This is a genomic window from Microbacterium sp. LjRoot205 (genome assembly GCF_056175745.1).
On sequence record NZ_JBGFFH010000014.1, the window covers coordinates 1 to 23,354 of the forward strand.

26 protein-coding genes, 1 tRNA gene and 1 pseudogene are annotated in these 23,354 nt (G+C 68.1%); 18 read left to right on the forward strand and 10 right to left on the reverse strand.

Translation table 11 applies throughout. From position 1 onward, the window contains the following. The 17 genes and pseudogenes from AC04ME_RS18615 to AC04ME_RS18695 form a co-directional block, all read left to right on the forward strand. A pseudogene (locus AC04ME_RS18615) lies at positions 1-1,304 on the forward strand (primosomal protein); the annotation flags it as partial. Further along, positions 1,304-2,341 carry an HAD-IIA family hydrolase gene (locus AC04ME_RS18620; protein ID WP_042541653.1) on the forward strand — a complete coding sequence of 346 codons (1,038 nt, stop codon included), beginning with the start codon at positions 1,304-1,306 and terminating at the stop codon, positions 2,339-2,341. The pseudogene AC04ME_RS18615 and the gene AC04ME_RS18620, both read left to right, overlap by 1 nt. A gap of 61 nt (positions 2,342-2,402) precedes the next feature. Next, positions 2,403-2,579, forward strand: a complete 177-nt coding sequence (locus AC04ME_RS18625; RefSeq protein WP_164481691.1) for a hypothetical protein — start codon at positions 2,403-2,405, stop codon at positions 2,577-2,579. Next, on the forward strand, positions 2,576-3,373 hold the full coding sequence (locus AC04ME_RS18630) for a TlyA family RNA methyltransferase (protein WP_475436522.1): 798 nt from the start codon (positions 2,576-2,578) through the stop codon (positions 3,371-3,373). The genes AC04ME_RS18625 and AC04ME_RS18630 overlap by 4 nt, the downstream gene beginning before the upstream one ends. Further along, on the forward strand, positions 3,370-4,284 hold the full coding sequence (locus tag AC04ME_RS18635; RefSeq protein ID WP_042541651.1) for an NAD kinase: 915 nt from the start codon (positions 3,370-3,372) through the stop codon (positions 4,282-4,284). The genes AC04ME_RS18630 and AC04ME_RS18635 overlap by 4 nt, the downstream gene beginning before the upstream one ends. Continuing rightward, positions 4,257-5,972 (forward strand): DNA repair protein RecN, encoded by a 1,716-nt coding sequence (gene recN, locus AC04ME_RS18640; RefSeq protein ID WP_475436524.1) that lies wholly within the window; start codon positions 4,257-4,259, stop codon positions 5,970-5,972. The genes AC04ME_RS18635 and recN overlap by 28 nt, the downstream gene beginning before the upstream one ends. Positions 5,973-5,989: 17 nt before the next feature. Further along, entirely contained in the window at positions 5,990-7,687 is a 1,698-nt protein-coding gene (locus AC04ME_RS18645) for a CTP synthase (RefSeq protein ID WP_042541649.1), read from the forward strand. 14 nt (positions 7,688-7,701) lie between these two features. Next, entirely contained in the window at positions 7,702-8,280 is a 579-nt protein-coding gene (locus tag AC04ME_RS18650; RefSeq protein ID WP_042541648.1) for an NUDIX domain-containing protein, read from the forward strand. Positions 8,281-8,282: 2 nt separating this feature from the next. After that, the gene (gene xerD, locus AC04ME_RS18655; RefSeq protein WP_475436526.1) at positions 8,283-9,185 is read left to right on the forward strand and encodes a site-specific tyrosine recombinase XerD; all 903 of its coding nucleotides are present in this window, start codon (positions 8,283-8,285) and stop codon (positions 9,183-9,185) included. A gap of 160 nt (positions 9,186-9,345) precedes the next feature. After that, positions 9,346-10,179, forward strand: coding sequence for a ParA family protein (locus tag AC04ME_RS18660; RefSeq protein WP_042541658.1), 834 nt, complete (start codon positions 9,346-9,348; stop codon positions 10,177-10,179). Positions 10,180-10,246: 67 nt separating this feature from the next. After that, positions 10,247-11,092: a segregation and condensation protein A gene (locus tag AC04ME_RS18665; RefSeq protein WP_396654559.1), complete on the forward strand. Its 846-nt coding sequence runs from the start codon at positions 10,247-10,249 to the stop codon at positions 11,090-11,092. Further along, complete coding sequence (scpB, locus tag AC04ME_RS18670; RefSeq protein WP_475436528.1) at positions 11,082-11,684, forward strand: SMC-Scp complex subunit ScpB; 603 nt, start codon at positions 11,082-11,084, stop codon at positions 11,682-11,684. Before AC04ME_RS18665 ends, scpB begins: the two co-directional genes overlap by 11 nt. Positions 11,685-11,852: 168 nt before the next feature. Beyond that, positions 11,853-12,641 carry a pseudouridine synthase gene (locus AC04ME_RS18675; RefSeq protein WP_042541645.1) on the forward strand — a complete coding sequence of 263 codons (789 nt, stop codon included), beginning with the start codon at positions 11,853-11,855 and terminating at the stop codon, positions 12,639-12,641. Then, a complete protein-coding gene (locus AC04ME_RS18680; protein WP_475436530.1) occupies positions 12,638-13,783 on the forward strand; it encodes a prephenate dehydrogenase in 1,146 nt (381 codons plus the stop codon). Before AC04ME_RS18675 ends, AC04ME_RS18680 begins: the two co-directional genes overlap by 4 nt. Then, complete coding sequence (gene cmk / locus AC04ME_RS18685; protein ID WP_079113163.1) at positions 13,776-14,450, forward strand: (d)CMP kinase; 675 nt, start codon at positions 13,776-13,778, stop codon at positions 14,448-14,450. Before AC04ME_RS18680 ends, cmk begins: the two co-directional genes overlap by 8 nt. Next, on the forward strand, positions 14,443-15,963 hold the full coding sequence (gene der, locus AC04ME_RS18690) for a ribosome biogenesis GTPase Der (RefSeq protein ID WP_042541643.1): 1,521 nt from the start codon (positions 14,443-14,445) through the stop codon (positions 15,961-15,963). The genes cmk and der overlap by 8 nt, the downstream gene beginning before the upstream one ends. A gap of 88 nt (positions 15,964-16,051) precedes the next feature. Further along, a complete protein-coding gene (locus AC04ME_RS18695) occupies positions 16,052-17,032 on the forward strand; it encodes an NUDIX domain-containing protein (protein ID WP_475436532.1) in 981 nt (326 codons plus the stop codon). A gap of 22 nt (positions 17,033-17,054) precedes the next feature. Here AC04ME_RS18695 and AC04ME_RS18700 read toward each other — a convergent pair whose 3' ends face one another. From AC04ME_RS18700 to AC04ME_RS18730, 7 genes are all read right to left on the reverse strand, one after another. After that, entirely contained in the window at positions 17,055-18,512 is a 1,458-nt protein-coding gene (locus AC04ME_RS18700) for an HNH endonuclease signature motif containing protein (RefSeq protein ID WP_475436534.1), read from the reverse strand. Between the two features lie 38 nt (positions 18,513-18,550). Continuing rightward, the gene (locus tag AC04ME_RS18705; protein ID WP_475436536.1) at positions 18,551-18,880 is read right to left on the reverse strand and encodes an RNA-binding S4 domain-containing protein; all 330 of its coding nucleotides are present in this window, start codon (positions 18,878-18,880) and stop codon (positions 18,551-18,553) included. Then, positions 18,880-19,161, reverse strand: coding sequence for a lysoplasmalogenase family protein (locus tag AC04ME_RS18710; protein WP_475436545.1), 282 nt, complete (start codon positions 19,159-19,161; stop codon positions 18,880-18,882). The genes AC04ME_RS18705 and AC04ME_RS18710 overlap by 1 nt, the downstream gene beginning before the upstream one ends. 113 nt (positions 19,162-19,274) lie before the next feature. Continuing rightward, on the reverse strand, positions 19,275-19,547 hold the full coding sequence (locus tag AC04ME_RS18715; RefSeq protein ID WP_475436538.1) for a hypothetical protein: 273 nt from the start codon (positions 19,545-19,547) through the stop codon (positions 19,275-19,277). A gap of 40 nt (positions 19,548-19,587) precedes the next feature. Next, positions 19,588-20,043, reverse strand: coding sequence for a hypothetical protein (locus tag AC04ME_RS18720; protein WP_079113158.1), 456 nt, complete (start codon positions 20,041-20,043; stop codon positions 19,588-19,590). 21 nt (positions 20,044-20,064) lie between these two features. Beyond that, positions 20,065-20,262 (reverse strand): helix-hairpin-helix domain-containing protein, encoded by a 198-nt coding sequence (locus tag AC04ME_RS18725; RefSeq protein WP_079113157.1) that lies wholly within the window; start codon positions 20,260-20,262, stop codon positions 20,065-20,067. Beyond that, on the reverse strand, positions 20,259-20,843 hold the full coding sequence (locus AC04ME_RS18730; protein ID WP_475436540.1) for a GNAT family N-acetyltransferase: 585 nt from the start codon (positions 20,841-20,843) through the stop codon (positions 20,259-20,261). Before AC04ME_RS18730 ends, AC04ME_RS18725 begins: the two co-directional genes overlap by 4 nt. A gap of 198 nt (positions 20,844-21,041) precedes the next feature. On the opposite strand from AC04ME_RS18730, the gene AC04ME_RS18735 reads away from it, so the two are divergent. After that, positions 21,042-21,115, forward strand: a tRNA-Pro gene (locus AC04ME_RS18735). A gap of 181 nt (positions 21,116-21,296) precedes the next feature. Here AC04ME_RS18735 and AC04ME_RS18740 read toward each other — a convergent pair. Genes AC04ME_RS18740 through AC04ME_RS18750 form a run of 3 tightly spaced genes read right to left on the reverse strand, consistent with a single transcriptional unit; the run spans position 21,297 to position 23,324 of the window. Then, complete coding sequence (locus AC04ME_RS18740) at positions 21,297-22,475, reverse strand: tyrosine-type recombinase/integrase (RefSeq protein ID WP_475436542.1); 1,179 nt, start codon at positions 22,473-22,475, stop codon at positions 21,297-21,299. A 31-nt stretch (positions 22,476-22,506) separates the two neighbouring features. Continuing rightward, a complete protein-coding gene (locus AC04ME_RS18745) occupies positions 22,507-22,716 on the reverse strand; it encodes a helix-turn-helix transcriptional regulator (protein WP_087132347.1) in 210 nt (69 codons plus the stop codon). Next, positions 22,713-23,324, reverse strand: a complete 612-nt coding sequence (locus tag AC04ME_RS18750; RefSeq protein ID WP_087132348.1) for a hypothetical protein — start codon at positions 23,322-23,324, stop codon at positions 22,713-22,715. The genes AC04ME_RS18745 and AC04ME_RS18750 overlap by 4 nt, the downstream gene beginning before the upstream one ends. Positions 23,325-23,354 lie beyond the last annotated feature (30 nt).

Here is a 23,354-nt window from a genome sequence, read left to right on the forward strand (position 1 = left end):
ACGGTGGCGCCCCGCGCCGCGACAACGACGCACCTCGTTCCGGTGGATACAACCGCGACGGTGGCGCTCCTCGTTCGGGCGGGTACAACCGTGACGGTGGCGCTCCTCGCTCCGGTGGATACAACCGCGATGGCGGTGCGCCTCGTTCGGGCGGGTACAACCGCGACGGTGGCGCACCTCGGTCGGGCGGTTATAACCGTGACGGTGGCGCACCGCGCCGCGACAACGACGCACCTCGTTCCGGTGGCTACAACCGTGAGGGTGGCGCACCGCGCTCCGGTGGATACAACCGCGACGCCGGACAGGAACGTGACTCGTCGCGTTCCTACCCGCAGCGTGGGGGAGCGGGCCGCGAACGTCCGATTCAGGCAGACGGTGATCGGCCGCGTTTCAACGACCCGCACATCCCGGATGAGGTCACAGCCCGTGACCTGCACACCTCTGCTCGCAACGAGTTGAAGACTCTCAGCAAGGAGAACGCCGAACTGGTCGCGCGTCACCTTGCCATGGCATCTCAGCTCATCGACGAGGATCCGGCCCGTGCGCACGAGCACGCTCTCGCCGCGTCTCGCCGCGCCGGCCGTATCGCGATCGTCCGCGAAACGCTCGGTATCACTGCATACGCCACTGAGGACTTCGCTCTGGCTCTTCGCGAGCTGCGGACGTATCGTCGCATCTCCGGCAAGGACGACCAGATCGCGCTGATGGTCGACAGCGAGAGGGGCATCGGACGCCCCGACCGCGCCCTCGAGACCGGTCGCGCCGTCGACCGGGCTGCCCTCAGCACGCCCGTTCGCGTCTCTCTGGCGATCGCGATGTCGGGTGCACGCCTGGATCAGGGGGACCTCGAGCTCGCGCTCGGCGAACTCGAGATTCCCGAGCTCGACCCCGACCGTGCGTTCGAGTGGAGCCCTGCGCTGTTCGCCGCTCGTGCAGCAGTGCTCGAGGACCTCGGACGAACTGACGAAGCCGAGTTCTGGGCCCACCGCGCAGAGGTCGCCGCCCAGGCGCTCGGCGTCGACGAGGCCGGCGACGAGGAGATCATCATCGAGGACGGCCTGATCGAAGGCGAGTTCGACGACGACCACGCTGACGCTGACGCTGACGCTGACGCTGACGCTGACGCTGACGCTGACGACTCTGACGCTCACGACTCTGACGTTCACGACGTCGAGCCCGAGCCGTCCATCGACGACGAGGTCCGCGAGCTCCTCGGCGAAGGCGACGCGGCTGCCGGCACTGACGATGGCGCCGACGAGACCGCCGAGGGCTTCACAGCATCCGATTCGTCGAAGGAGGCGTAGTGGGGCTGTTCTCCAAGAAGCCTGCGCTGCGGACCCCGCTCGACGGCGTGGACGCCGTGCTCGCGGATCTGGATGGCGTCGTCTACGCGGGGCCGGGCGCTCTGCCGCATGCGGTGGAGAGCCTCAACGCCGCCGCGACGACTGCTCGGCTCGGGTACATCACGAACAACGCATCTCGCACAGACGCGTCGGTCGCCGAGCACCTGAGCAGCCTGGGCCTCGACGTCGCGCCCGCTGATGTGATCACCAGCCCGCAGGCTGCGATGCGGCTCCTCGCCGGAATCGTCCCGCCACCCGCCACGCTTCTGATCGTGGGCGGAGCGGGACTCGTCGACGAGGCGGAGAAGGCGGGCTACACCGTCACTCGCAGCGCCGAGGATGCTCCGGATGCGGTCGTGCAGGGCTTCGCCCCCGAGGTCGCGTGGACGGATCTCGCCGAGGCGGCGTTCGCGCTGAAGGTTCCCGAGGAGGATGGCGGCATCCCGTGGATCGCCACCAACACCGACTGGACGATCCCGCGCGAGCGCGGCGTCGCCCCGGGCAACGGCACGCTCGTGTCTGCCGTGCACACGGCGATCGGTCGGCTCGCGACCGTCGCCGGCAAGCCTGAGACGCCGATCTTCGAAGAGGCCACAGAGCGCTTCGGTGCGAAGAAGCCGCTGTTCATCGGCGACCGTCTCGACACGGACATCCTCGGAGCCGTCCGCGCGGGCATCGACTCCGCGCTCGTGCTCACCGGCATCGACCGACCGAAGCACGTACTCGCCGCGCCGGAGGGGTCGCGTCCGACGTACATCCTCAGTGACCTGCGCGAACTGCACCAGCCGTACCCGGAGGTCACGTCGAAAGACGGCGTCCACTCGGTCAACGGCGCATCCGTGCGGGTCGTCGGTGCCGACGTCGAGATCATCGCCGAGGGCGAGTCGCAGATCGATCTGCTTCGGGCAGGCGCATCTGCGATCTGGGCCTCCGGGACACCGGTATTCGTGCTGCGCGTGCCCGAGCGTCTCTACGACGACCCGTTCCACCGGCCCTGACCGACGCCTCGCGCCGCCGTGGCTCCGCCGACGTGTCGGCGCCGCCGCGTACAGTAGAGGCGTGAGTGATGAGACGACGAATGCACCGACCGACGGTCTGTGGAGTCGCCTGCGCCTGATCGAGGGGCAGCCTCTCGCTGCCAGAGCAGACGCGTACTCCGGGCTTCACGAAGAGCTGTCGCGCCGCCTCGACAGCGGCGCGAAGCTCGACCAGCGCGACGCGCCGGGCTCCCGATGACGCGACTCGATGCCGCCCTCGCCGCACGAGGACTCGCTCGTTCGCGCACGCATGCTGCCACGCTCATCGCCGACGGTCTCGTGAGCATCGACGGCCGCGCCGTGGTGAAGGCCTCGACCCCTGTCGCAGACACGGCGGAGATCACTGTCGCCGGCGCCGATCATTACGTCGGTCGTGGGGCGCACAAGCTGATCGCCGCTCTCGACGGATTCGGCATCTCTGCCGACGGCCGCCTCGCGCTCGATATGGGCGCCTCCACCGGCGGCTTCACCCAGGTGCTTCGTGAGCGCGGAGCGCGGCGCGTGCTCGCCGTCGACGTGGGCCACGACCAGATGGCCGCCGCCGTGGCATCCGACACCGGCGTCGTGGTCGTCGAGGGCTACAACGTCCGTCACATGACTCCCGGGAATCTCCACGAGGTCACGGGCGAAGCGGACGCTCCCGACCTCATCGTCGGCGACCTGTCCTTCATCTCCCTCGAGCACGTGCTGCCCGCTGTCGCGGGGGTCGCCGCTGCCGGCGCAGACATCGTCCTGCTCGTGAAGCCGCAGTTCGAAGTCGGTCGTACCGCGGTGCGCGGCGGACTCGTCACCGACCCGGCCACGCGCGCGGATGCCGTCGCACGAACGGCTTGGAGCGCCTGGGATGCCGGCCTGGGCATGCTCGGCATCCTGCCCTCGCCGATCCTCGGAACGCACGGCAACTCGGAGTATCTCCTGCACCTCGCGCCGGCGCGAGGCAGCGATCCGTCAGAATGGTCAGACCGCATCAACGCACTGGCAGGGAGACGATGAACGAGCGCAACATCCTGGTCGTCGCCCATGCCGGCCGGGAGGCCACTGTCGAGGCGGCCCGCAAGGTGATCGACGAACTCCGCGGTGCCGGTGCGCGGCCTGTACTCCCGCCCGATGAGAGCGGTGACCTGAGAGCGGTCGACCCGCACTTCGCTGACGTCGACATCCTCGGCGAGACCGTGCAGCAGGACGAGCTCGAACTCGCGATCGTCCTCGGGGGAGACGGCACGATCCTGCGCGCCGCCGAACTGGTGCGCGGCTGCTCGGCACCCGTGCTCGGCATCAACATGGGACACGTCGGATTCCTCGCCGAGATCGATCGAGACGACATGGATGCCGCTGTGCGACGCGTCATCGATCGCGACTACGAGGTGGAAGAGCGCCTGGCGCTGTCGGTGCGCGTCAAAGACGTCGACGGCGCCGTCGTGTACGAGACCTTCGCGCTCAACGAGGCCACGGTCGAGAAGGCCAGCCGCGAGCGCATGATCGAGGTCGTGCTCGAGATCGACGGTCTGCCCCTGTCGAGCTTCGGCTGCGACGGCATGGTCGTGTCCACGCCGACCGGGTCGACGGCCTACAACTTCTCGGCGGGCGGGCCGGTCATCTGGCCCAGCGTCGAAGCCATCGCGGTCGTGCCCCTGTCGGCTCACGCTCTGTTCGCCAAGCCTCTCGTCGTCAGCCCCGACGCTGCCGTGGCCATCGAGATGCTCGAGGGCACCTCTGGTGCCGGCATCCTCTGGTGCGACGGCCGCCGCTCCCACGACCTGCCTCCTGGCGCACGGGTCGTGGTGCGCAAGTCCTCGCGTCCGGTGCGCCTCGCGCGCCTGCATCCCACCGAGTTCACCAACCGTCTGGTGCGCAAGTTCCAGCTGCCGGTCGCCGGATGGCGCGGACAGGGGGCGGCCTCGTGATCGAGGAGATGCGGATGCAGGGGCTCGGCGTGATCGCCGACGCCGTGCTGCCCCTCGGCGCCGGATTCACCGCGATCACGGGTGAGACCGGTGCGGGCAAGACGATGGTCGTGACCGGCCTCGGCCTGCTGCTCGGGCAGCGCGCCGACTCCGGAGCCGTTCGAGCGGGTGCAGCCCAGGCATCCGTCGCCGGCGTGTGGATCGTGCCTGAGACGGGCGACGTCGCCGACATCGTCACGGATGCCGGTGGAGAGCTGGAGCCTGCGGGGTCCGGTGTCGCCGAGCTGTACGTCTCCCGCACGCTGAGTGCCGAGGGCCGCAGTCGCGCGAGCGTCGGCGGACGCGCGGCGCCGGCGGGAGTGCTGTCGGCTCTGGCCGAGGAGCTGGTCGTCGTGCACGGCCAGTCCGAGCAGCTGAGGTTGCGCTCCTCCGCGGCGCAGCGCGATGCCCTCGACCGCTTCGGAGGTGCGCCGATCGCCGAGGCGCTGGACGCCTACGCATCGTCGTTCGCCCGGTGGCGCGAGCTGGACGCCGAGATCGCCGACATCACAGAGAACCGCGACCGCCGTGCCGAAGAGGCATCGCGTCTCCGTGAAGCGCTGGCACTCATCGAAGCCGCTGCCCCCGAACCCGGGGAGGACGTCGAGCTGTCCGCACGGGCAGAACGCCTGGCGAACGCCGAGGAGCTGCGCCTCGCCGCGTCACTCGCGCACAGCGCGCTCTCGAGCGAAGAAGGCGAACCGGATGCATCGGCTCTGATCGCCGAAGCGCGTCGCGCGCTCGAGCGCGTCTCCGACGCCGCGCTCACCGACATCTCGGCCGCCCTCGCCGATATCGGCTACCGCATCGCCGATGTCGCGGGGCAGCTCTCGGCATACCTCGCCGACCTCGATGAGACAGGACCGCACGAGCTGGCAGCTGTCGAAGAGCGCCGCGCAGCTCTGGGCACGCTCATTCGTGCGCACGGTTCGCTGGACGAGGCTCTCGAGCTCTGGCAGACGGGGTCGACGCGGCTCGCTGAGCTCGACGACGACGGCGAGCGGCTCGATCGCCTCGAAGCCGAGCGCGATGCCGCCCGCGCAGATCTCGATGCACGTGCTGAGGCCCTGACGGCGGAGCGCACCGAGGCCGCCGCGCGTCTCGGAGTCGCCGTGAGCGAGGAGCTGCATGCCCTCGCGATGCCCGACGCGACCCTCGAGGTCTCGGTGACACCGGGCACGGAGAGCGCTCACGGTCGTGACGATGTCGCGATCCTGCTCGCCCCGCACCCGGGAGCCGAACCTCGATCCGTCGGCAAGGGGGCGTCGGGTGGCGAGCTCTCGCGGGTCATGCTCGCGATCGAGGTCGTCATCGCCGGAACAGACCCCGTGCCCACCTTCGTGTTCGACGAGGTCGATGCCGGCATCGGCGGTGCGGCAGCCATCGAGGTCGGCCGCCGACTCGCCCGACTTGCAGAGAAGTCGCAGGTGATCGCAGTCACTCATCTGGCTCAGGTCGCCGCGTTCGCCACCAACCATCTCTCGGTCGTCAAATCCAACGACGGAGCAGTCACCGCATCGAGTGTCCGACGTCTCGAGGGTCAGGAGCGCGAGGCCGAGATGGCTCGACTGCTGTCCGGATTGACCGATTCGGATGCCGCGATCACCCACGCCCGAGAACTTCTCAGCCTCGGCACCCCCACCTCCTGATAGGATCGAAGCCCGTGATGAACTCTTCTTCTGCGGGGCCCAAGAACGACACGACCAAGCACATCTTTGTGACGGGTGGTGTCGTTTCGTCTTTGGGTAAAGGGCTCACTGCCGCAAGCCTAGGCAACCTCCTCACGGCCCGCGGACTCCGCGTCGTGATGCAGAAGCTCGACCCGTATCTGAACGTCGATCCGGGCACAATGAACCCGTTCCAGCACGGCGAGGTCTTCGTCACGGACGACGGCGCCGAGACAGACCTCGACATCGGGCACTACGAGCGCTTCCTCGACATCAACCTGTCTGAGGCAGCCAACGTCACGACCGGCCAGATCTACTCGCAGGTGATCGCCCGCGAGCGCCGCGGCGAGTACCTCGGCGACACCGTGCAGGTCATCCCGCACATCACCGACGAGATCAAGCGCCGCATGCGTCTGCAGGCGACCGAGGACCCGCGTCCTGACGTGATCATCACCGAGGTCGGCGGCACGGTCGGCGACATCGAATCGCAGCCGTTCCTCGAGTCGGCACGCCAGCTGCGTCACGAGCTCGGCCGCGACAGCGTCTTCTTCGTGCACGTGTCTCTCGTCCCGTTCATGGGGGCGTCCGGCGAGCAGAAGACCAAGCCGACGCAGCACTCCGTCGCCGCCCTCCGCCAGGTCGGCATCCAGCCCGACGCGCTCGTGCTGCGCAGCGATCGTCCGGTCAGCGAGAGCAACCGCAACAAGATCGCTCTCATGTGCGACGTCGACGCCGAGGGTGTCATCAACACGGTCGACCTGCCGAGCATCTACGACATCCCGTCGACGCTCAACGACCAGGGCCTCGACTCGTACATCGTGCGCCGCCTCGGTCTCGACCAGAAGGCCGCAGAAGAGGTCGACTGGACGCGCTGGAGCAAGGTGCTGCACGCCGTGCACAACCCCAAGCACGAGGTGACCATCGGTCTGGTCGGCAAGTACATCGACCTGCCCGACGCCTACCTCTCCGTGACGGAGGCGCTCAAGGCCGGCGGCTTCGCACAGGAGACCAAGGTCAACATCCGCTGGATCCCGTCCGACCGCTGTGAGACCCCTGAGGGTGCGAAGGAGCAGCTCGGCGAGCTCGACGGCATCTGCGTTCCCGGTGGCTTCGGCATCCGCGGCATCGAGGGCAAGCTGGGCGCGCTGAAGTTCGCGCGCGAGCAGGGCATCCCGACCCTCGGCCTCTGCCTCGGCCTGCAGTGCATGGTCATCGAGTACGCCCGCGATGTCGCCGGCATCACCGAGGCATCATCGAGCGAGTTCGACCCGCAGACCACCGAGCCCGTCATCGCCACGATGGCCGAGCAGGTCGAGATCCTCGACGGTGGCGACCTCGGCGGCACCATGCGTCTGGGGCTGTACCAGGCAGCACTCGCCGAGGGATCCCTGGCGCGCGAGCTGTACGGCGCGCCCGAGGCATCGGAGCGCCACCGTCACCGCTACGAGGTCAACAACGCCTACCGTGCTCGGCTCTCCGAGGCCGGTCTCGTGTTCTCGGGCCTGAACCCCGAGCTCGATCTGGTCGAGTACGTCGAGCTGCCGCGCGATGTGCACCCGTACTACATCGCGACGCAGGCGCACCCGGAACTCCGCTCGCGTCCGACCGCCCCGCACCCGCTGTTCCGCGGACTGGTCGGAGCCGCGATCGAGCGTCACCGCTCGAGTGAGCTGTTCGACGTCGAAGCCGATGCCTGAGTTCGTCGAAGCCGATGCCTGAATTCGACGACCTGCGCGACGAGCCCTTCGAACCTGAAGTGCTCCGCAGCGATCTCGCGTACGAGGGCGCCGTCTGGAACGTCCGCGACGACCGGGTGCGCTACGGCGACGGAGAGATCCGCCGTCAGTATGTCGCGCACACGGGCGCCGTCGCGATCGTCGCCCTGGATGACGCGGGGCGGGTGCTGCTGATCCAGCAGTACCGGCATCCGATCCGTCACCGTGACTGGGAGCTTCCCGCCGGTCTGCTCGATGTCGCAGGGGAGGAGCCGCTCGAGGCCGCTCGACGCGAGCTCGCCGAAGAGGCCGACCTGGTCGCTGCGCACTGGGAGCCGCTCGTCTCGTCGTGGACGACCCCTGGCGGAAACGACGAGCTCATCCACGTCTTCCTCGCGAGCGGCGTCTCGGCGGCGCAGGACGCGCATGCGCGCGAGGACGAAGAGGCCGACATCCGCGTCGAGTGGGTCCCGCTCGACGCGGCGGTCGCGGCGGTTCTCGACGGGCGGATGCGCAACGGCATCCTCGGCATCGGCGTGCTCGCCGCCGCCCAGAGGCTGCGCGACCGGAGCTGAGGATGCAGCTCGACCGTGCGCTGGACACGTATCTGCGCCACGTCACGATCGAGCGCGGTCTCAGCGGGCATACGATCGCCGCCTATCGCCGCGATCTCGGTGGCTACCTCGAGTGGCTGGAAGCCGACGGGGTCACCGACACGGCGCAGATCAGCGCGGCCGTCGTCGGGCGGTTCATCGCCGATCGATCGGGTGCCGAACCCGCCCCCGCTGCGACCAGTCTCGCGCGACTGCAGTCGTCGGTGCGCGGGTGGCACCGCTTCCTGGCGCGCGAAGGCATCGAACAGGATGATCCGAGCGGGCGTCTTCGTCCGCCCAAGGCCCCTCGTCGCCTCCCCAAGGCTCTGACGATCGACCAGGTCGAGCGCCTGCTCGGCGCGCCCAGTGCCGAAGAGCCGATAGGGATCCGCGACAGGGCTCTGCTCGAACTGCTCTATGCGACCGGCGCCCGGGTGTCCGAGGCGGTCGGACTCGACGTCGACGACCTCGCTCACGGCGACGTGCTGCGCCTACGGGGCAAGGGGTCGAAGGAGCGCATCGTGCCGATCGGCTCTTTCGCCCGCGACGCGGTGGATGCGTATCTCACCCGCGTCCGCCCAGGTCTCGCGGCGAAGGGGCGGGCATCGGCCCGGCTCTTCCTCGGTGCTCGAGGTGCCCCGCTGTCACGGCAGAGCGCATGGCTCGTCATCCGCGCGGCCGCGGAGCACGCGCACATCACCGCAGAGGTGTCGCCGCACACGCTGAGGCACTCGTTCGCGACGCACCTGCTGCAGGGCGGTGCCGACGTGCGCGTCGTGCAGGAGCTGCTCGGACACGCCTCGGTAGCGACGACGCAGATCTACACGCACGTATCGGTCGACACCCTGCGGGACATCTACGCCACTTCTCATCCGCGCGCCCGCTGAGATCGCGGCGCCGCGGCGAAAATCGCGGGATCGCCGGGGCTGAGGCAGTGATCCCGCCAGGCGATCGGTAGACTCGACCGAGCACGAAAGAGCAGGAGAATCGGTGGCTGAGAACGCGGCGAAGTCCAGGGCGAAAACGTCGAAGAACGACGACACCCCCATGGGACCCACCGGGCGTCCCTATCACGGCTTCGCGACCCCTGAACCGCTCGCCTCGCACGGGCCCGCACGCATCATCGCACTGTGCAACCAGAAGGGCGGCGTCGGCAAGACGACGACCGCGATCAACCTCGCTGCGGCCCTCGCTGAATACGGCCGCAAGGTGCTGGCCGTCGACTTCGACCCCCAGGGTGCGCTGTCGGCCGGTCTCGGCATCCAGACACATGACGTGCCGACCGTGTACGACCTGCTGCTCGACACCAAGCGCGACGCGCATGAGGCGATCGTGCCCTCAGGGGTCGACGGTCTCGACGTGATGCCCGCGAACATCGACCTGTCCGCCGCCGAGGTGCACCTCGTGAACGAGGTCGCCCGCGAGACGATCCTCGCCCGTGTTCTCCGTCAGGTGGCGGGGGAGTACGACGTCATCCTGATCGACTGCCAGCCTTCGCTCGGCCTGCTCACGGTGAACGCACTGACTGCGGCTCATGGCGTCATCATCCCGCTCGAGTGCGAGTTCTTCGCGCTTCGCGGCGTGGCCCTCCTGATCGAGACCATCGACAAGGTGCGGGACCGGCTGAACCCGTCGATCACCATGGACGGCCTTCTCGCCACCATGTACGACCCGCGCACGCTGCACTCGCGCGAGGTTCTCGAGCGTGTGGTCGAGGCGTTCGGCGACGATGTCCTGGAGACCGTGATCGGTCGCACGGTCAAGTTCCCCGACGCCTCGGTCTCCGGCGTGCCGATCACCGAGTTCGCTCCGGAGCACGCTGCCGCGCAGGCCTACCTGCGGCTGGCGCGGGAGCTGGTCACCCGTGGCGCTGTCGCCTGAGCTCGAGCCGTCAGACACACCGGCAGAGTCCGTCTCGCCAGCTCAGTCCGTCTCATCCGCAGAGTCCATCGGGCCTGTCGACGCCGCCGCGGAGCGCGATCCCGAGGTCACGGGAGAAGCTCCCGTCTCGGAGGCCGGATTCCGCGTATCACTGTCGAACTTCGACGGCCCGTTCGATCTGCTGCTGAACCTCATCTCGAAGCACGAGATGGACATCACCGAGGTCTCCCTGAGCGCAGTCACGAACGAGTTCATCGCGTACCTCAAGGAGCTCGACGACGACGAGGAACTCGACCAGGCTTCGGAGTTCCTGGTGGTCGCGGCGACGCTGCTCGACATGAAGGTGGCAGGGCTCCTGCCGCAGGGTGAGCTGGTGGATGCCGAGGCCGTCGCGCTGCTCGAGGCCCGAGACCTTCTCTTCGCGCGCCTCCTGCAGTATCGCGCCTTCAAGGAGGTGTCCGCCTGGTTCGCCCGGTGCCTGCAGCGCGAGGACCGACGCCATGTGCGCGCGGCCAGGCTCGACGAGAAGCACCGGCGGAAGACGCCAGAGCTCGTCTGGTCGCTCAGCGTCGACGATTTCGCCGCCCTCGCACTTCTGGCCTTCGCGCCGAGAGAGATCCCGCATGTCGGCCTCGATCATCTGCACGCGCCGCTCGTCAGCATCCGCGAACAGGCCGCGATCGTCGTCACCCTGCTTCGCGCCGCGGAGTCGGTGAGCTTCCGCGAGCTCGTCGCGGGTGTGAGCGAGCCGGGGATCGTCGTCGCTCGGTTCATCTCCGTGCTGGAGCTCTACCGGCATGCCGCCCTCTCATTCGAACAACTGGAACCGCTCGGCGAGCTGACGCTGCGCTGGGCAGCCGACTCCTGGTCGGACGAGACACTCGCATCGCTGGGAGCCGACTATGACCGATGACGTGACCGAATCCGCGACCGATGCAGCCGTGCGGGAGTCTCCGCTGTCCGAGCGCATCGAGGCGATCCTGCTGATCATCGACGAGCCGATCGGTCTCGTCGCCCTCGCCGCGGCAGTCGGCTCGCCGGTGGCGGCAGTACGGCAGACGATCGAGACTCTGGTCGACGATTACGACGGCAAGGGGCATGGCCCGCGTCGTGGTTTCGAACTGCGCGAGGTCGGAGGCGGATGGCGCCTCTACGTGCGCGAGGATCACGACGATGTCGTCGCGGAGTTCGTCGGCGGACAGGCACCTGCGCGACTCTCTCAGGCGGCGCTCGAGACGCTCGCCGTGATCGCATACAAGCAGCCGGTCACACGCAGCCAGGTGGCGTCTATCCGCGCGGTGAACGTCGACTCGGTCGTGCGCACTCTTCTCGCTCGAGGTCTCATCACCGAGATGTTCGCGGACTCCGAGACCGGCGCGATCAACTACGGCACCACCGACGCGCTCCTGCAGCACTTGGGCATCAACTCGCTCGACGATCTGCCGCCGATCTCTCCTCTGCTCGACGACGGCGCAGACGGTTTCGACGAAGGGACCATCCGATGACCTCGGTGGAACCCGCTCGTCCGGAGTCGTCCGGTCGCGCGGGCGCGATGCACAGAGTCAGTTTCGACGAAGGGACCATCCGATGACCTCGGTGGAACCCGCTCGTCCGAAGTCGTCCGGTCGCGCGGGCGCGATGCACAGATTCAGTTTCGACGAAGGGACCATCCGATGAGCGGCTTCGAGACACCAGAGGGCATCCGCCTGCAGAAGGTGCTGTCGGCGGCGGGCGTGGCCTCACGACGCGTGATCGAGCAGTACATCGTCGAGGGACGGATCCGGGTGAACGGAGAGACCGTCACCGAGCTCGGCCGCCGCGTCGACCCGGAGACCGACCTCATCGACGTGGACGGCACCGCGGTTCAGCTCGATGTGACGAAGCGGTATGTGATGCTGAACAAGCCGACCGGAGTGGTCAGCAGCCTTCGCGACGAGAACGGCCGGCCCGACCTGCGCGTCTTCACCGACGACTACGAGGAGCGCCTCTACAACGTCGGGCGACTCGATGCCGAGACCAGCGGTCTGCTCGTCCTGACGAACGACGGCGACCTCGCGCACGTGCTCGCTCACCCGTCTTTCGGTGTCACCAAGGTGTACATCGCGAAGGTCGAGGGCGAGGTGACAGCCCAGACCATCTCGAAGCTCACCAAGGGCATCGATCTGGACGACGGCCCGATCGCGGCAGACAAGGCGCGGCTGCTCGACACCTCGCGCGGGTCCAGTCTCGTCGAGCTGACACTGCACTCCGGTCGCAACAGGATCGTCAGAAGGATGCTGGCTGCCGTCGGCCACCCGGTGACCGAACTCGTGCGCCGTCAGTTCGGTCCGCTGCACCTGGGAACCCTCCCGGTTGGGAAGACCCGCGAACTGACTAAAATCGAACTCGGCGCACTCTTGACTCTGTCGCGCCGTGATTCCGGTGTCGCCGAGGCGCCAGGCGAGCAACAGGAGAACGAGTGACCGATACGACGAGTGCGCCCACGGGGGCTCGGAGTTCTGTCGCGCCGCGAATCGCGGCCAGGCTCTCGGGCACCGTTCGTGTTGTCGGCGCCGGTCTGCTCGGTGCGAGCATCGGTCATGCGCTCCGCGCCAAGGGCGTCGATGTGGTGCTCGCCGATACGTCGCCGGCTCAACTGCGCCTCGCGATCGACTACGGAGCCGGTCGCTCGGCTGCCGACGACGACTCGCCGGTGCTGATCGTGGTCGCCGTGCCGCCGGACGTCACTGCAGACGTCATCGAGTCCGAACTGGCTCGTTTTCCGCACGCCGTCGTCACTGACGTGGCGAGCGTCAAGCTCGAGCCCTTCCACAGTCTGCAGAGGCGCGGAGTCGACCTGACGCGCTACATCGGCTCGCACCCGCTCGCCGGACGAGAGCGCGGCGGGGCGATCTCCGCTCGCGCAGACCTGTTCATCGGACGCCCGTGGGTCGTGTGCCGTGATGCCGACACCAAGGCAGCGGATCTCGCGCTCGTCGAGGCGCTGGCTCTCGATGTCGGAGCGATGCCCCTAGAGATGACTCCGGAGGAGCACGACCGCTCCGTCGCCCTCACCTCGCACGTTCCGCAGGTCATCGCCAGCCTTCTTGCCGGACGGCTCGCCGAGGCGGATGAGGGCGCGCTGCGTCTCTCCGGCCAGGGCGTGCGCGACACGACGCGCATCGCCGCATCGGCCCCTGRGCTCTGGGTGCAGATCCTCGGAGCGAACGCCGCGCCCGTGGTCGAGATCCTCGACGCCCTGGCATCCGATCTCCGTCAGGTGTCCGACGCGCTGCGCGAGCCCGAAGCGCCCGGCGCTCGGCGCGTGGTCGCCGAGACGATCCGACAGGGAAACGACGGCGTCGAGCGGCTCCCGGGAAAGCACGGACAGAACCAGCGGTTCGAGTCGCTCGTCGTGATGATCGACGACACCGCCGGCCAGCTCGGCCGTCTGTTCGGCGAGCTCGGAGAGCTCGGCGTCAACGTCGAGGATCTTCGTCTCGAACACTCACCGGGTGCACAGTTCGGCCTCGCCGAGATCAGTGTCGAGCCCGCAGCGCTGCACGGCGCGATCACCGGACTCCAGGAACGCGGCTGGCGGATTGCAGGTACCACCAATGACTGACTTCATCGCGATCGATGGGCCCGCCGGTTCCGGCAAGTCCAGTGTGTCCAAGGCGGTCGCCCGTGCTCTGGGCTTCGGCTACCTCGACACGGGGTCGGCCTATCGCGCTCTCGCCTGGCACGTGCTCGATCGAGGGGCCGACACGGCGGATGCTGCCGCGGTGCTCGACGCGGTCGCGGATTTCCCTGTGCGCCTCGGTCTCGACCCCGACGATCGCACGGTGCGGGTCGGCGACGTGGACGTCACGGACGCGATCCGCGAACCCACCGTCTCGGGCGCCGTCAGCGGCGTCGCCCGCGTCCCCGAGGTGCGCGACCAGGTGAACCGCCTGTTCCGCACCCTCGTGGCCGAGGCGCCCTACCCGGCTGTCGTCGTCGAGGGGCGCGACATCACCACCGTGGTGGCACCGGACGCCCCGGTGCGCATCCTTCTCACGGCTGCGCCCGAGGTGCGCGCCGCACGACGCGCCGGCGAACTCGCCGGCGAGAACGCCGAGACCGTCGCGGCCGCACTGCACAAGCGCGACGCTTCAGACAGCGCCGTCGTCGACTTCCTGAACGCCGCCGAAGGCGTCGAGGTCGTCGATTCGACGGAGCTCGATTTCACACAGACCATCGACGCCGTCCTCGCGGTGATCGAACGAACCCGAGGAGTACACCATGGCTGACGACGAATACGAAGGCGGCCCCGACCAGCTCGCCGAGAAGATGGCTCAGCTCGACGAGCAGCTCGCCGAGGCGCGTGCCGAGACACTGCGCGCGGGCCTCGCCGACTACGACCTCGACGATGAAGATGCCGCGCTGCTCGCCGGCATCACGATGGGCGAGGACGGCATCCAGTTCTTCCCCGCACTGCCGGTCGTCGCGATCGTCGGTCGCCCGAACGTCGGCAAGTCGGCGCTCGTGAACCGCATCCTCGGACGCCGTGAGGCCGTCGTCGAGGACACCCCCGGTGTGACCCGCGACCGCGTGACGTACAAGGCCGAGTGGGCCGACCGTCGCTTCTCGCTCGTCGACACCGGAGGCTGGGAGCCCGACGCGCGAGGCATCGACCGCTCGGTCGCCGCGCAGGCAGAGGTCGCGATCGACCTCGCCGACGTCGTGCTGTTCGTCGTCGATGCGATGGTCGGCGCCACGTCGACCGACGAGCATGTCGTGAAGATGCTGCGCAAGAGCGGCAAGCCCGTCTTCCTCGTCGCGAACAAGATCGATGACGCCCGTCAGGAGCCCGAAGCGGCAGCCCTGTGGAACCTCGGTCTCGGCGAGCCGCACCCCGTCTCGGCCATCCACGGTCGTGGTGTGGCCGACCTGCTCGATGAGCTGTTGAAGACGCTCCCCGATGTCTCGGCCGTCGCGAAGGCGGAGATCGGCGGACCGCGTCGCGTCGCGATCCTCGGTCGCCCGAACGTCGGCAAGTCGTCGCTGCTCAACAAGGCCGCCGGCGAAGAGCGCGTGGTCGTCAACGACCTCGCAGGAACCACCCGCGATCCGGTCGATGAGATCGTCGAGCTCGGCGGCAAGCTGTGGCGTCTGGTCGACACCGCCGGCATCCGTCGCCGCGTGCACATGGCGCAGGGTGCCGACTTCTACGCCTCGCTGCGTACGTCAGCCGCGCTCGAGAAGGCCGAGGTCGGTGTCGTCGTCCTCGACGTGTCCGAGTCGATCAGCGAGCAGGACGTCCGCATCATCGACCTGGTGCTCGAGTCCGGTCGTGCGCTCGTGCTCGCGTTCAACAAGTGGGATCGTCTGAACGACGACGATCTCGAGAACGCCGATCGTCGCCGCTACCTCGAGCGCGAGATCGAGCAGGACCTGGCGCACGTCGCCTGGGCTCCGCGCGTGAACATCTCGGCGAAGACCGGCCGTCACCTCGACAAGCTGGTGCCCGCGCTCGAGACCGCGCTCACGAACTGGGACCGTCGCATTCCCACGGGCAAGTTCAACGCGTTCCTCGCCGAGCTGGTCGCCGAGCACCCGCACCCGCTGCGCGGAGGCAAGCAGCCGCGCATCCTGTTCGGCACGCAGGCATCGACTCGTCCGCCGACGTTCGTGCTGTTCACGACCGGGTTCCTCGACCCCGGCTACCGTCGATTCATCCAGCGTCGTCTGCGCGAGCTGTACGAGTTCGACGGAACGCCCATCGTCATCAACATGCGGGTGCGCGAGAAGCGTCAGCGCTGATCTGCAGCCGGGTCGCACGAGTGGACAGCTGTTCCCTCGTGTGACCCGGATGCATGCCGACGCCCGGATGCTGTGACAGGCTGAAGGGGTGACTGTCGTACCTCCTGCCCCAGGTGAGCCCCGCCGCCCCGATGGGCCCCGGAACCCGGGTGACGCCTGGGTGGTCGCCGCGTCGGGGGAGAAGTACTGGGGACGGTTCGGCGCTGCCGGTCTGCTCGCCTTCGACCCCGCGCGCGGAATCCTGCTGCAGCACCGCGTCTCATGGAGCCACTTCGGGGGTACGTGGGGCCTGCCCGGTGGCGCGATGCACGAGGGTGAGAGCGCGATCGTGGGTGCTGTGCGTGAGGCACAGGAGGAGGCGGGGGTGCCCGATGGCTCCGTGCGGCCACGGTTCACCAGTGTGCTCGACCTCGACGTGTGGTCATACACGACCGTTATCGCCGATGTGGTGCGCCCGTTCGAACCGGTGATCAGTGACCCCGAGAGCGTGGCGCTCGAGTGGGTGCCGGTCGACGAGGTCGACTCGCGACCGTTGCACCCCGGTTTCGCCAACGCATGGCCTGCTCTTCGCGCCCTGCTCGAGCTTCGCCCGGCGCTCGTCGTCGATGCCGCGAACGTGGTCGGCTCAGTGCCCGACGGCTGGTGGAAGGATCGCGCGGGCGCGGCGACTCGTATCGCTTCGCGCCTGGACGGGGTCGCCGTGCCCGCGTCTGATCTCGGGGTCGACGGGACGCTCTGGTTCCCGGAGGTCGCACTCATCGTCGAAGGGAAGGCGCGCGGAATCTCCGCACCGTCGCCGTCGCCGTCTGCTGGTGCTGGTGCTGGTGCTGGTGCTGGTGCAGATGCGATGGCCCCCGAGATGCTCCCCGCCGGGGGCGTCTCGGTTGTGCGCGCTGAGGCCGCGGGTGACGACACGATCGTCGCGGAGGTCGAGCGTCGATCGCGGGCGGGACAGTATGTCGTCGCCGTCACGAGCGACCGCGAGCTGCAGAACCGCGTCGTCGCGGCGGGCGCCGCGCAGGTGCTCTCGGCCGGCTGGCTGTTGGGCGTGCTGCCGCAACAGGCCTGATGGATACAGCGCGTCGCTGCGTTCAGACGAACATCACCCGACGACGAGGTGGGTCGACGTAATCTCGGCCGAGCGGACTGGTCCAGGTGATACTCCCATCGGGAGTCTGGCGGGCCTTCCACCGATGCCGCTCATCGATGTCGGGGTGTTTGAGCGAATGATGCGTCGTGCAGAAGTGACTGAGGTTGTCGATGCGTGTTCGGCCACCGCGAGCGTGGTCGTGGTTGTGGTCGATCTCGCAGCGGTGCACCGGCATCCGGCATCCGGGGAATCTGCAGTGCTGATCTCGTGCTCGAAGGAAGCGCCGCATCTGCTCCGTGGGGGAGTATGCGTCGGTCTCTGTCACCAGGCCGGTGCTGCTGAGGAACAGGCGTGACCATCCGGTGCAACGCCCCGCGAGTCCGCGCGCGACATCGGGATCGAGTGGGCCGTGTCCGTCGAGTTCGGCGGGTCGATCGTCATCTCCGGCGAGGGTGCTCGCAGCGACCGTGACCTGAATGCGGGCCGAGAGGTTCTCGAGCCCTGCGCCGTTCGCCTCGCTCGGATCAGAGGAGAGCAGCAGATCGGACAGCAGATCGGCGCGGATCTGATCGAACGTGCGGGTATCGCCGGAAAGGTGCTCGAGGTCGGGACTCGCCGGATCGGTCAGAGGGTCGATCAGGCCGGCGAGCGGATCGGTGACGAAGGTGCCGTCGGCAGCGATCACTCCGGCCTCGAAGTAGGTGTCGTACCGGGGGTCTTCGGGGGAGAGATCGGAGAGGTGGAGCGCGTTCTCGCAGTCGTCGTCGAGTGACTCGAGGATCGGCTCCCGTTCGCCACGAGTGCGCGCGATGTGACGTGCCATTCGCGTGAGACGATCGGAGATCGCCACGGCGACCCACTCGGGAAGAACCGCTGTGAGCACCGCCAGGCCGTCGTCGACCGACTTGACCGTCACACAGCGCTCGGCCGCGAAGCGTCGCTGCCGTTCGACAACGGTCTCGCCGACGAGAGCCGCCGCCACCTGGCGGGCATGGATCTTCGTCCGCTGCGCCGTGTCCTGCTCGGCGACGACCAGCACGGCCGTCTCGTAGAGGCTCATCGTGGCGGGCTCCACGCGTCCGTCGCGGATGGCATCGTCGACGATCTCGCTTGCTCGCACGATCTCACGGACGTGCCGCGCGGTGATGGCCCCCGCAGCGAACGTGGCATGCACGGCGGGGAGCGCTCGTGTCAGTGTGCGGGCATCCGTGAAGGCGTACTCGGCAGAGCCCTTCGGGATGTGCCCTGCCGCGGAGTACTCCGCAATCATCGACCTGTAGATCGCATCGCGGTGGTGGGGGCTCTCGGAGACATCGGCGTCGTGCACGCTGATGCGCTCGACGAGGAGCGCGTAAGACTTGGCTTCGAGAGCAGCGATCTGGCGCCGTGTGGCGACCCACTCGTCGAGGAGCCTGCGGCGCTCCTCGAGATCGAGGTCGAGATCGGTGCGCTGAGTCATGCTCTCAGTTTAGAAGATATGTTCGACTCAACACGGTGTCAGCCAGGGAATATGCCGTCATCCTCATATCCTCGGCCCCGCAGCTTGTCGATGTCGCGTCGCTCCCGCTTGGTGGGGCGCCCCGCTCCCCGATCGCGCAATCCCAGAGCGGCCTGAGGCTCGCGCTCCGGTGTGCGATCCTCGTAGGCGAGGGCCGCGACCGGCGCGCCGACGCGCTTGACGAGCAGCTGGCGGACAACCAGAATCCGATCGAAACCGGCGATCCGCACACGCACATGCCCTGCGCGGCATGCGGTGGTCGCCGCTGAGCGCGTCTTGTACACGCGGATCGCCCAGAGCCAGCTGTCGACCCGTGCGGCATCGGCCATCAGGCGCCTCGCTTTCTCAGTGCGATCAGGGCGCCGGCGATGATCAGGCCCTGTCCTATCGTGTACGTGGCCATGATGGCAGGGCTGCTCCAGGCAGGGAGCGAATCGGGGAGGAAGAGACGAAGGGCCAATACCGTGTCGCTCGCGAGGAAGAAAGCACCGCCGATCGCGATGAGCGGATGGCACCGAGTGGAGAATGCCGCTGTGGCCCCGAGGACGAGTCCGTAGACGGCGACCGCGATCAGCAGCCCACCGGCATGGGGCCCCACGAGAGCCACCATCGCCACCTACCATCCGGCGTAGACGAGCGCCCACCACTGCATCCGACGCACAGCGAGGTGACGGATGAAAAGAGCGATGTATGCGAGATGCGCGATGCCGAAGAACATCAGCATCAGCGGTACCTCCGGCGCTGAGGAAAGACCGCGCCCGCGCTGTCACCGAGCCATGAGAACGCGAGCGCCACGAGAATCAATGCCTGCGCGGCGCGCTCCCGGATCCGGGGCAGCGACACCAGCACCGGCACGGCGAGCAGGGGCATCAGAAGCAGCTTGGTCGGCCCGGCCGCAGGGCTGTCGAGACCCAGCAGCACCACGTGGGTCACCGAGACCGCGATGCAAGGCAGGAATGCCCACTGGAGCGGATCAAGCTGACGGCGGCGCTGCATCTCCCCATCGTAGGGCGGGATCGAACGGCGCCAGACGCGCTCAGGACTCGACGGTGACCTGGGTGATCTGACCGTCGGTCCCGAGGTGGACAGCGGGCCAGTATCCCTCGGGGAAGTGCTGGCCGCAGGTATCGATGAGGTGGAGCACGACGGTGCCGTCGGCTGAAGCCTCGAGCGTCTCGAGGCTGAGGTCGGATGCCGCGTCGTCGAGCTCGTGCTGCTCGGGGGTGACGTTGCTGAAGGCGGCCACGACGGCATCCGTAGCCAGACGTCGAAGAACGCCGAGGGCTGCGATCGTCTCATGCACGTGGGGGAGCAGAGCGGCCGCCTCATCGGCGTCGGTTCCTTCGATCATGAGGTCGAGGGGTTCACCGTTGATGACCGTGCCGCCGGCGTACCAGTCGTGGGTCAGCACGGTTCCATCAGTCAGCTTCGTCGTCGCGCGCGTGAGGGTGCCCAGCTCGGGGTCTTCGATGGTCGGGTTCTCGTCGCTCATGTCACCCACGGTAGCGGTCGCTCACGGTCTGAGAGTCGAGCCGCGGGATTCGAGATGCTCGCGCAGGATGCGGAGGGCCTTCGGGCCCACTCCGTGAATCGCGAGCAGTGCGCTCTCGGACATTCCGTCGAACTGCTCGAGACGGGTGAGTCCCTGCAGAGCCAGCTCTCTGCGTGCGACGTTGCCCATGGATGAGGGCAGCTCTGTCTCCTCCGTCACCCGGAGAGCTCCAGTGCCACGAGGGTGCGTCCCGGCTTCAGCTCGGCCTTCTCTTCGAAGCCTGCAGCCAGGAATGTGGTGAGCATGCCGTGGAACAGGTCATTCGCGCGCTTCTTCTCGCCGCGGGTGTCGACGGGGTACCCCTCGATGAGTCGAGCTCCCGAGCTTCGCGCGAAGTCGACCGCGGCGCGCAGCAGTTCGAGGTTGAGGCCGGAGCCTCGGTGTTCGCGACGGACCACGAAGCACGTGACCGCCCACACCGATTCGTCGTCGAAAGGCTCAGCCGATGCTGCCGCGATCATGCGCGTGCGCGGGACCCGCTGCTGCTTGGTGCGTGGCCCGATCCGAATCCACCCGGCTGCGTCGCCATCGACGTAGGCGATCAGGCCAGGCGGAGGGCCCGCCTCGATCTCATCGCGCAGCATCTCGACGCGCTGCGGCGTGGTCGTCTCATTCCACTCCTTGTTGCTCAGCATCGGCCAGATGCACTGGCAGCTGGCACCATCACCACCCCCGGTGAGCGCGTGCTGAACGTCATCCCACCGGGCGGTCGTCGCCACCTCTGTCGTGATCGTCGCCATGCAGGTGACGCTACGCCGCGCCTCCGACACCACGCAACGCCCGGCGCTCACCCGGTTCGCGAACGGCGCGAGAGTGGGGCTAAGATAGGGGAGTTGCCTGCGCGAGAGTGCAGAACAACGGGCTGTGGCGCAGCTTGGTAGCGCACTTGACTGGGGGTCAAGCGCGGTAGCCCATCCACACAACTGAATATCGAGCCACGGGATGTGGCGCAGCTTGGTAGCGCACCTGACTGGGGGTCAGGGGGTCGCAGGTTCAAATCCTGTCATCCCGACGGAAAAGCCCTGATGAGAAGCACTTTTCATCAGGGCTTCGTCATTTCGTCCGACGAGTTTTCGTCGGACTCGGTCGCTCGCTGGCACCGAGGTCGAGAGCGCTGCTCGGAGCCGCTGTTGTGAAGCGCCGGGACACCGCCGGGACACAAGCGCCTCTTTCGGGGCCGTGTTGCCAACGAATCACCGGCGCAGGTGGGTCGGCTGCGAGCGCCTCGCCCGCGGCGCCTGCGGCGCGTTCTGTGGCTGTGCGGCGAGGTACGCGTTGGCCTGCTCGGCGGCGGAGGCGAGGTGCCGATTGTCTGGGTGCAGATAGCCGCGGGTTGTCTCGATCGACTTGTGGCCGAGGATGCGCTGCAGAACGTGGAGCGGGATCCCCGCGTCGGCCATCCAGGTCGCTCCGGTGTGCCGGAGCCCGTGCCGGGTGAGAGATGGCAGCCCGAGGTCGGTGACGAGGCCATCCCATTTCGTCGCGTCACGCACGCTCGCGGTCGTGAGCACACCACCGCGTGGCCCTTTCAAGAGGCGCTCTTCTGGTTCCCGGTTGGCGGTGAGCCGCTCCAGCACCGGGGTGAGGGCCTGCAGGATCGGGACGGGGCGGGCTTCCCGTCCCTTGGTCTGCTTGGTCACAAGTCCGCCGGAGCCAGGGTAGGTCTGCCGGCGGATCGTGACGATGTTGGTATCCCAGTCCACGTCCCCTACCTGGAGGCCGGCAACCTCGGAGCCTCGAGAGGCCAAGAGCGCGCAGAGCATGACGAAGTCCGAGTAGCTCTGATGCACCTGCCCGCAGAGGTCGGCCAGCGCGGTTAGGGCCGCGAGGTCAGGCAGTGCATGCGCCCTGGGGGAGGTGTCCCTCTCGTCCAAGGTGACTGCGGTCTTGCCGAGGCTTCGGCGAGACCGGTGCCGGGCGGGATTGCTGCTGAGCACGTCGTCGCGGACGGCTTCATCCAGTACCCGCACCAGCGGGGCGATGCTGTTCTTGATCGTCGACGCTGAATGCTTCGTTTCCCACTCATCGATGGTCCGATCGATCATCCCCGCGGTGATCGAGGAGATCGGCAGGTGCCCGAGCGCGGGTATGACCCGCAGTCGCATGCCGACCTTGTAGTTGTCCCCGGTGGAGGTCAGATCTAGGCCGCGGGTCCAGCGGTCGCCGATGACAGACAGGTAGTCGGCGAGGGTGATGTGTCGGTCGATGCCGATCGCCGAGGACGCCTGCAGGCCGGCGAAGAATGCCTCCGCTGCCTCCTCGTCGGGAACGACGAGCGCGCGCACCATCCGCTGTTTGGTCTGCGGGTCGGTCCAGCGCGCGCGGGCGCGGATGCCGGAGGGACGGTACTCCAGGTCGGTGGCGACCTTCACACCGATCGGCGGGATCGGGGGCGGAGTGGCCTCAGCGGTGCTCATCGCTCGAGAGCGCTGCCAGCCAGGCCTCGACCGCGTCGATCCGGTATCGGGTGATCCCTCCCACACGCAGGAACGGCGGTCCCTTCCGGTCCGCACGCCACCGGGACAGCGTCGACTCCGACACCTTCAGGTACGCGGCGACCTCGCGGCTATCCAGCAGCGGTGATACCAGGAGCTGCTCCGCGCCGTCGCTCATGGCCGGTCGCTCCAATCCGTATTGACGATCTCCCGGATGGTCGCGTCCTGCTCCCGCTGCCTCGCTTGCACTTGCGCCTCCACGAAGGCGAGGAAGTCCTCGGTGCGTGCAGTCACGGGTCGTTCGCTGGTGTCCTGCTCGGTCCAGTCCTCGGCCTCGCCGCCGGGCCACGGAGTGATGCGGGTGGGGCGGTCGCGGTCCAGGCGGGTGCCGGCGATGGTAACCCAATCGCGGAGTCGCTCGCGGGCGATCGCGAAGTCGTGGTGCCAGGCGAGGGCCTGGTTGCCCTTGGCTTGCGGGTCGTAGCAGAACAGCCAGTGCTGACGCAGCGCGGAGAGCTCCCACAGCAACTCGGGGTGGCGATGCCACATCGGCGGAATGATCTGCGCGGGCAGCCCATACTCGTGGCGGACCCAGTCGACCCACGCATTCAGCTCCAGGAGCTCGTGCTCAAGATCGTCCGGGGGCAGGGCGCGCCAGTTGATCGGTCGCGGCACTTCGCCGAGGACATCGGTGATGTGCTGGGCGTACTGCTCGGCGACGACCCGCTGCACCTCGGCGACAGCGTTCTCATCCAGGTCAGGCTGGTTCTCCTCGGACGTGGTCATGGCGTGACTCCTTGGGGCACAGTGCGCGGG

Coding starts and splice junctions, on each gene's coding strand:
- scpB (WP_475436528.1), top strand. CDS start 11,082: ATGACCGATGACGTGACCGAATCCGCGACCGATGCAGCCGTGCGGGAG.
- AC04ME_RS18730 (WP_475436540.1), bottom strand. CDS start 20,843: ATGGCGACGATCACGACAGAGGTGGCGACGACCGCCCGGTGGGATGAC.
- xerD (WP_475436526.1), top strand. CDS start 8,283: ATGCAGCTCGACCGTGCGCTGGACACGTATCTGCGCCACGTCACGATC.
- cmk (WP_079113163.1), top strand. CDS start 13,776: ATGACTGACTTCATCGCGATCGATGGGCCCGCCGGTTCCGGCAAGTCC.
- AC04ME_RS18705 (WP_475436536.1), bottom strand. CDS start 18,880: ATGGCCGATGCCGCACGGGTCGACAGCTGGCTCTGGGCGATCCGCGTG.
- AC04ME_RS18715 (WP_475436538.1), bottom strand. CDS start 19,547: ATGCAGCGCCGCCGTCAGCTTGATCCGCTCCAGTGGGCATTCCTGCCT.
- AC04ME_RS18700 (WP_475436534.1), bottom strand. CDS start 18,512: ATGACTCAGCGCACCGATCTCGACCTCGATCTCGAGGAGCGCCGCAGG.
- AC04ME_RS18675 (WP_042541645.1), top strand. CDS start 11,853: ATGAGCGGCTTCGAGACACCAGAGGGCATCCGCCTGCAGAAGGTGCTG.
- AC04ME_RS18710 (WP_475436545.1), bottom strand. CDS start 19,161: ATGGTGGCTCTCGTGGGGCCCCATGCCGGTGGGCTGCTGATCGCGGTC.
- AC04ME_RS18745 (WP_087132347.1), bottom strand. CDS start 22,716: ATGAGCGACGGCGCGGAGCAGCTCCTGGTATCACCGCTGCTGGATAGC.
- AC04ME_RS18650 (WP_042541648.1), top strand. CDS start 7,702: ATGCCTGAATTCGACGACCTGCGCGACGAGCCCTTCGAACCTGAAGTG.
- AC04ME_RS18720 (WP_079113158.1), bottom strand. CDS start 20,043: ATGAGCGACGAGAACCCGACCATCGAAGACCCCGAGCTGGGCACCCTC.
- AC04ME_RS18660 (WP_042541658.1), top strand. CDS start 9,346: ATGGGACCCACCGGGCGTCCCTATCACGGCTTCGCGACCCCTGAACCG.
- recN (WP_475436524.1), top strand. CDS start 4,257: ATGGCGCGGACAGGGGGCGGCCTCGTGATCGAGGAGATGCGGATGCAG.
- AC04ME_RS18630 (WP_475436522.1), top strand. CDS start 2,576: ATGACGCGACTCGATGCCGCCCTCGCCGCACGAGGACTCGCTCGTTCG.
- der (WP_042541643.1), top strand. CDS start 14,443: ATGGCTGACGACGAATACGAAGGCGGCCCCGACCAGCTCGCCGAGAAG.
- AC04ME_RS18645 (WP_042541649.1), top strand. CDS start 5,990: ATGAACTCTTCTTCTGCGGGGCCCAAGAACGACACGACCAAGCACATC.
- AC04ME_RS18635 (WP_042541651.1), top strand. CDS start 3,370: ATGAACGAGCGCAACATCCTGGTCGTCGCCCATGCCGGCCGGGAGGCC.
- AC04ME_RS18750 (WP_087132348.1), bottom strand. CDS start 23,324: ATGACCACGTCCGAGGAGAACCAGCCTGACCTGGATGAGAACGCTGTC.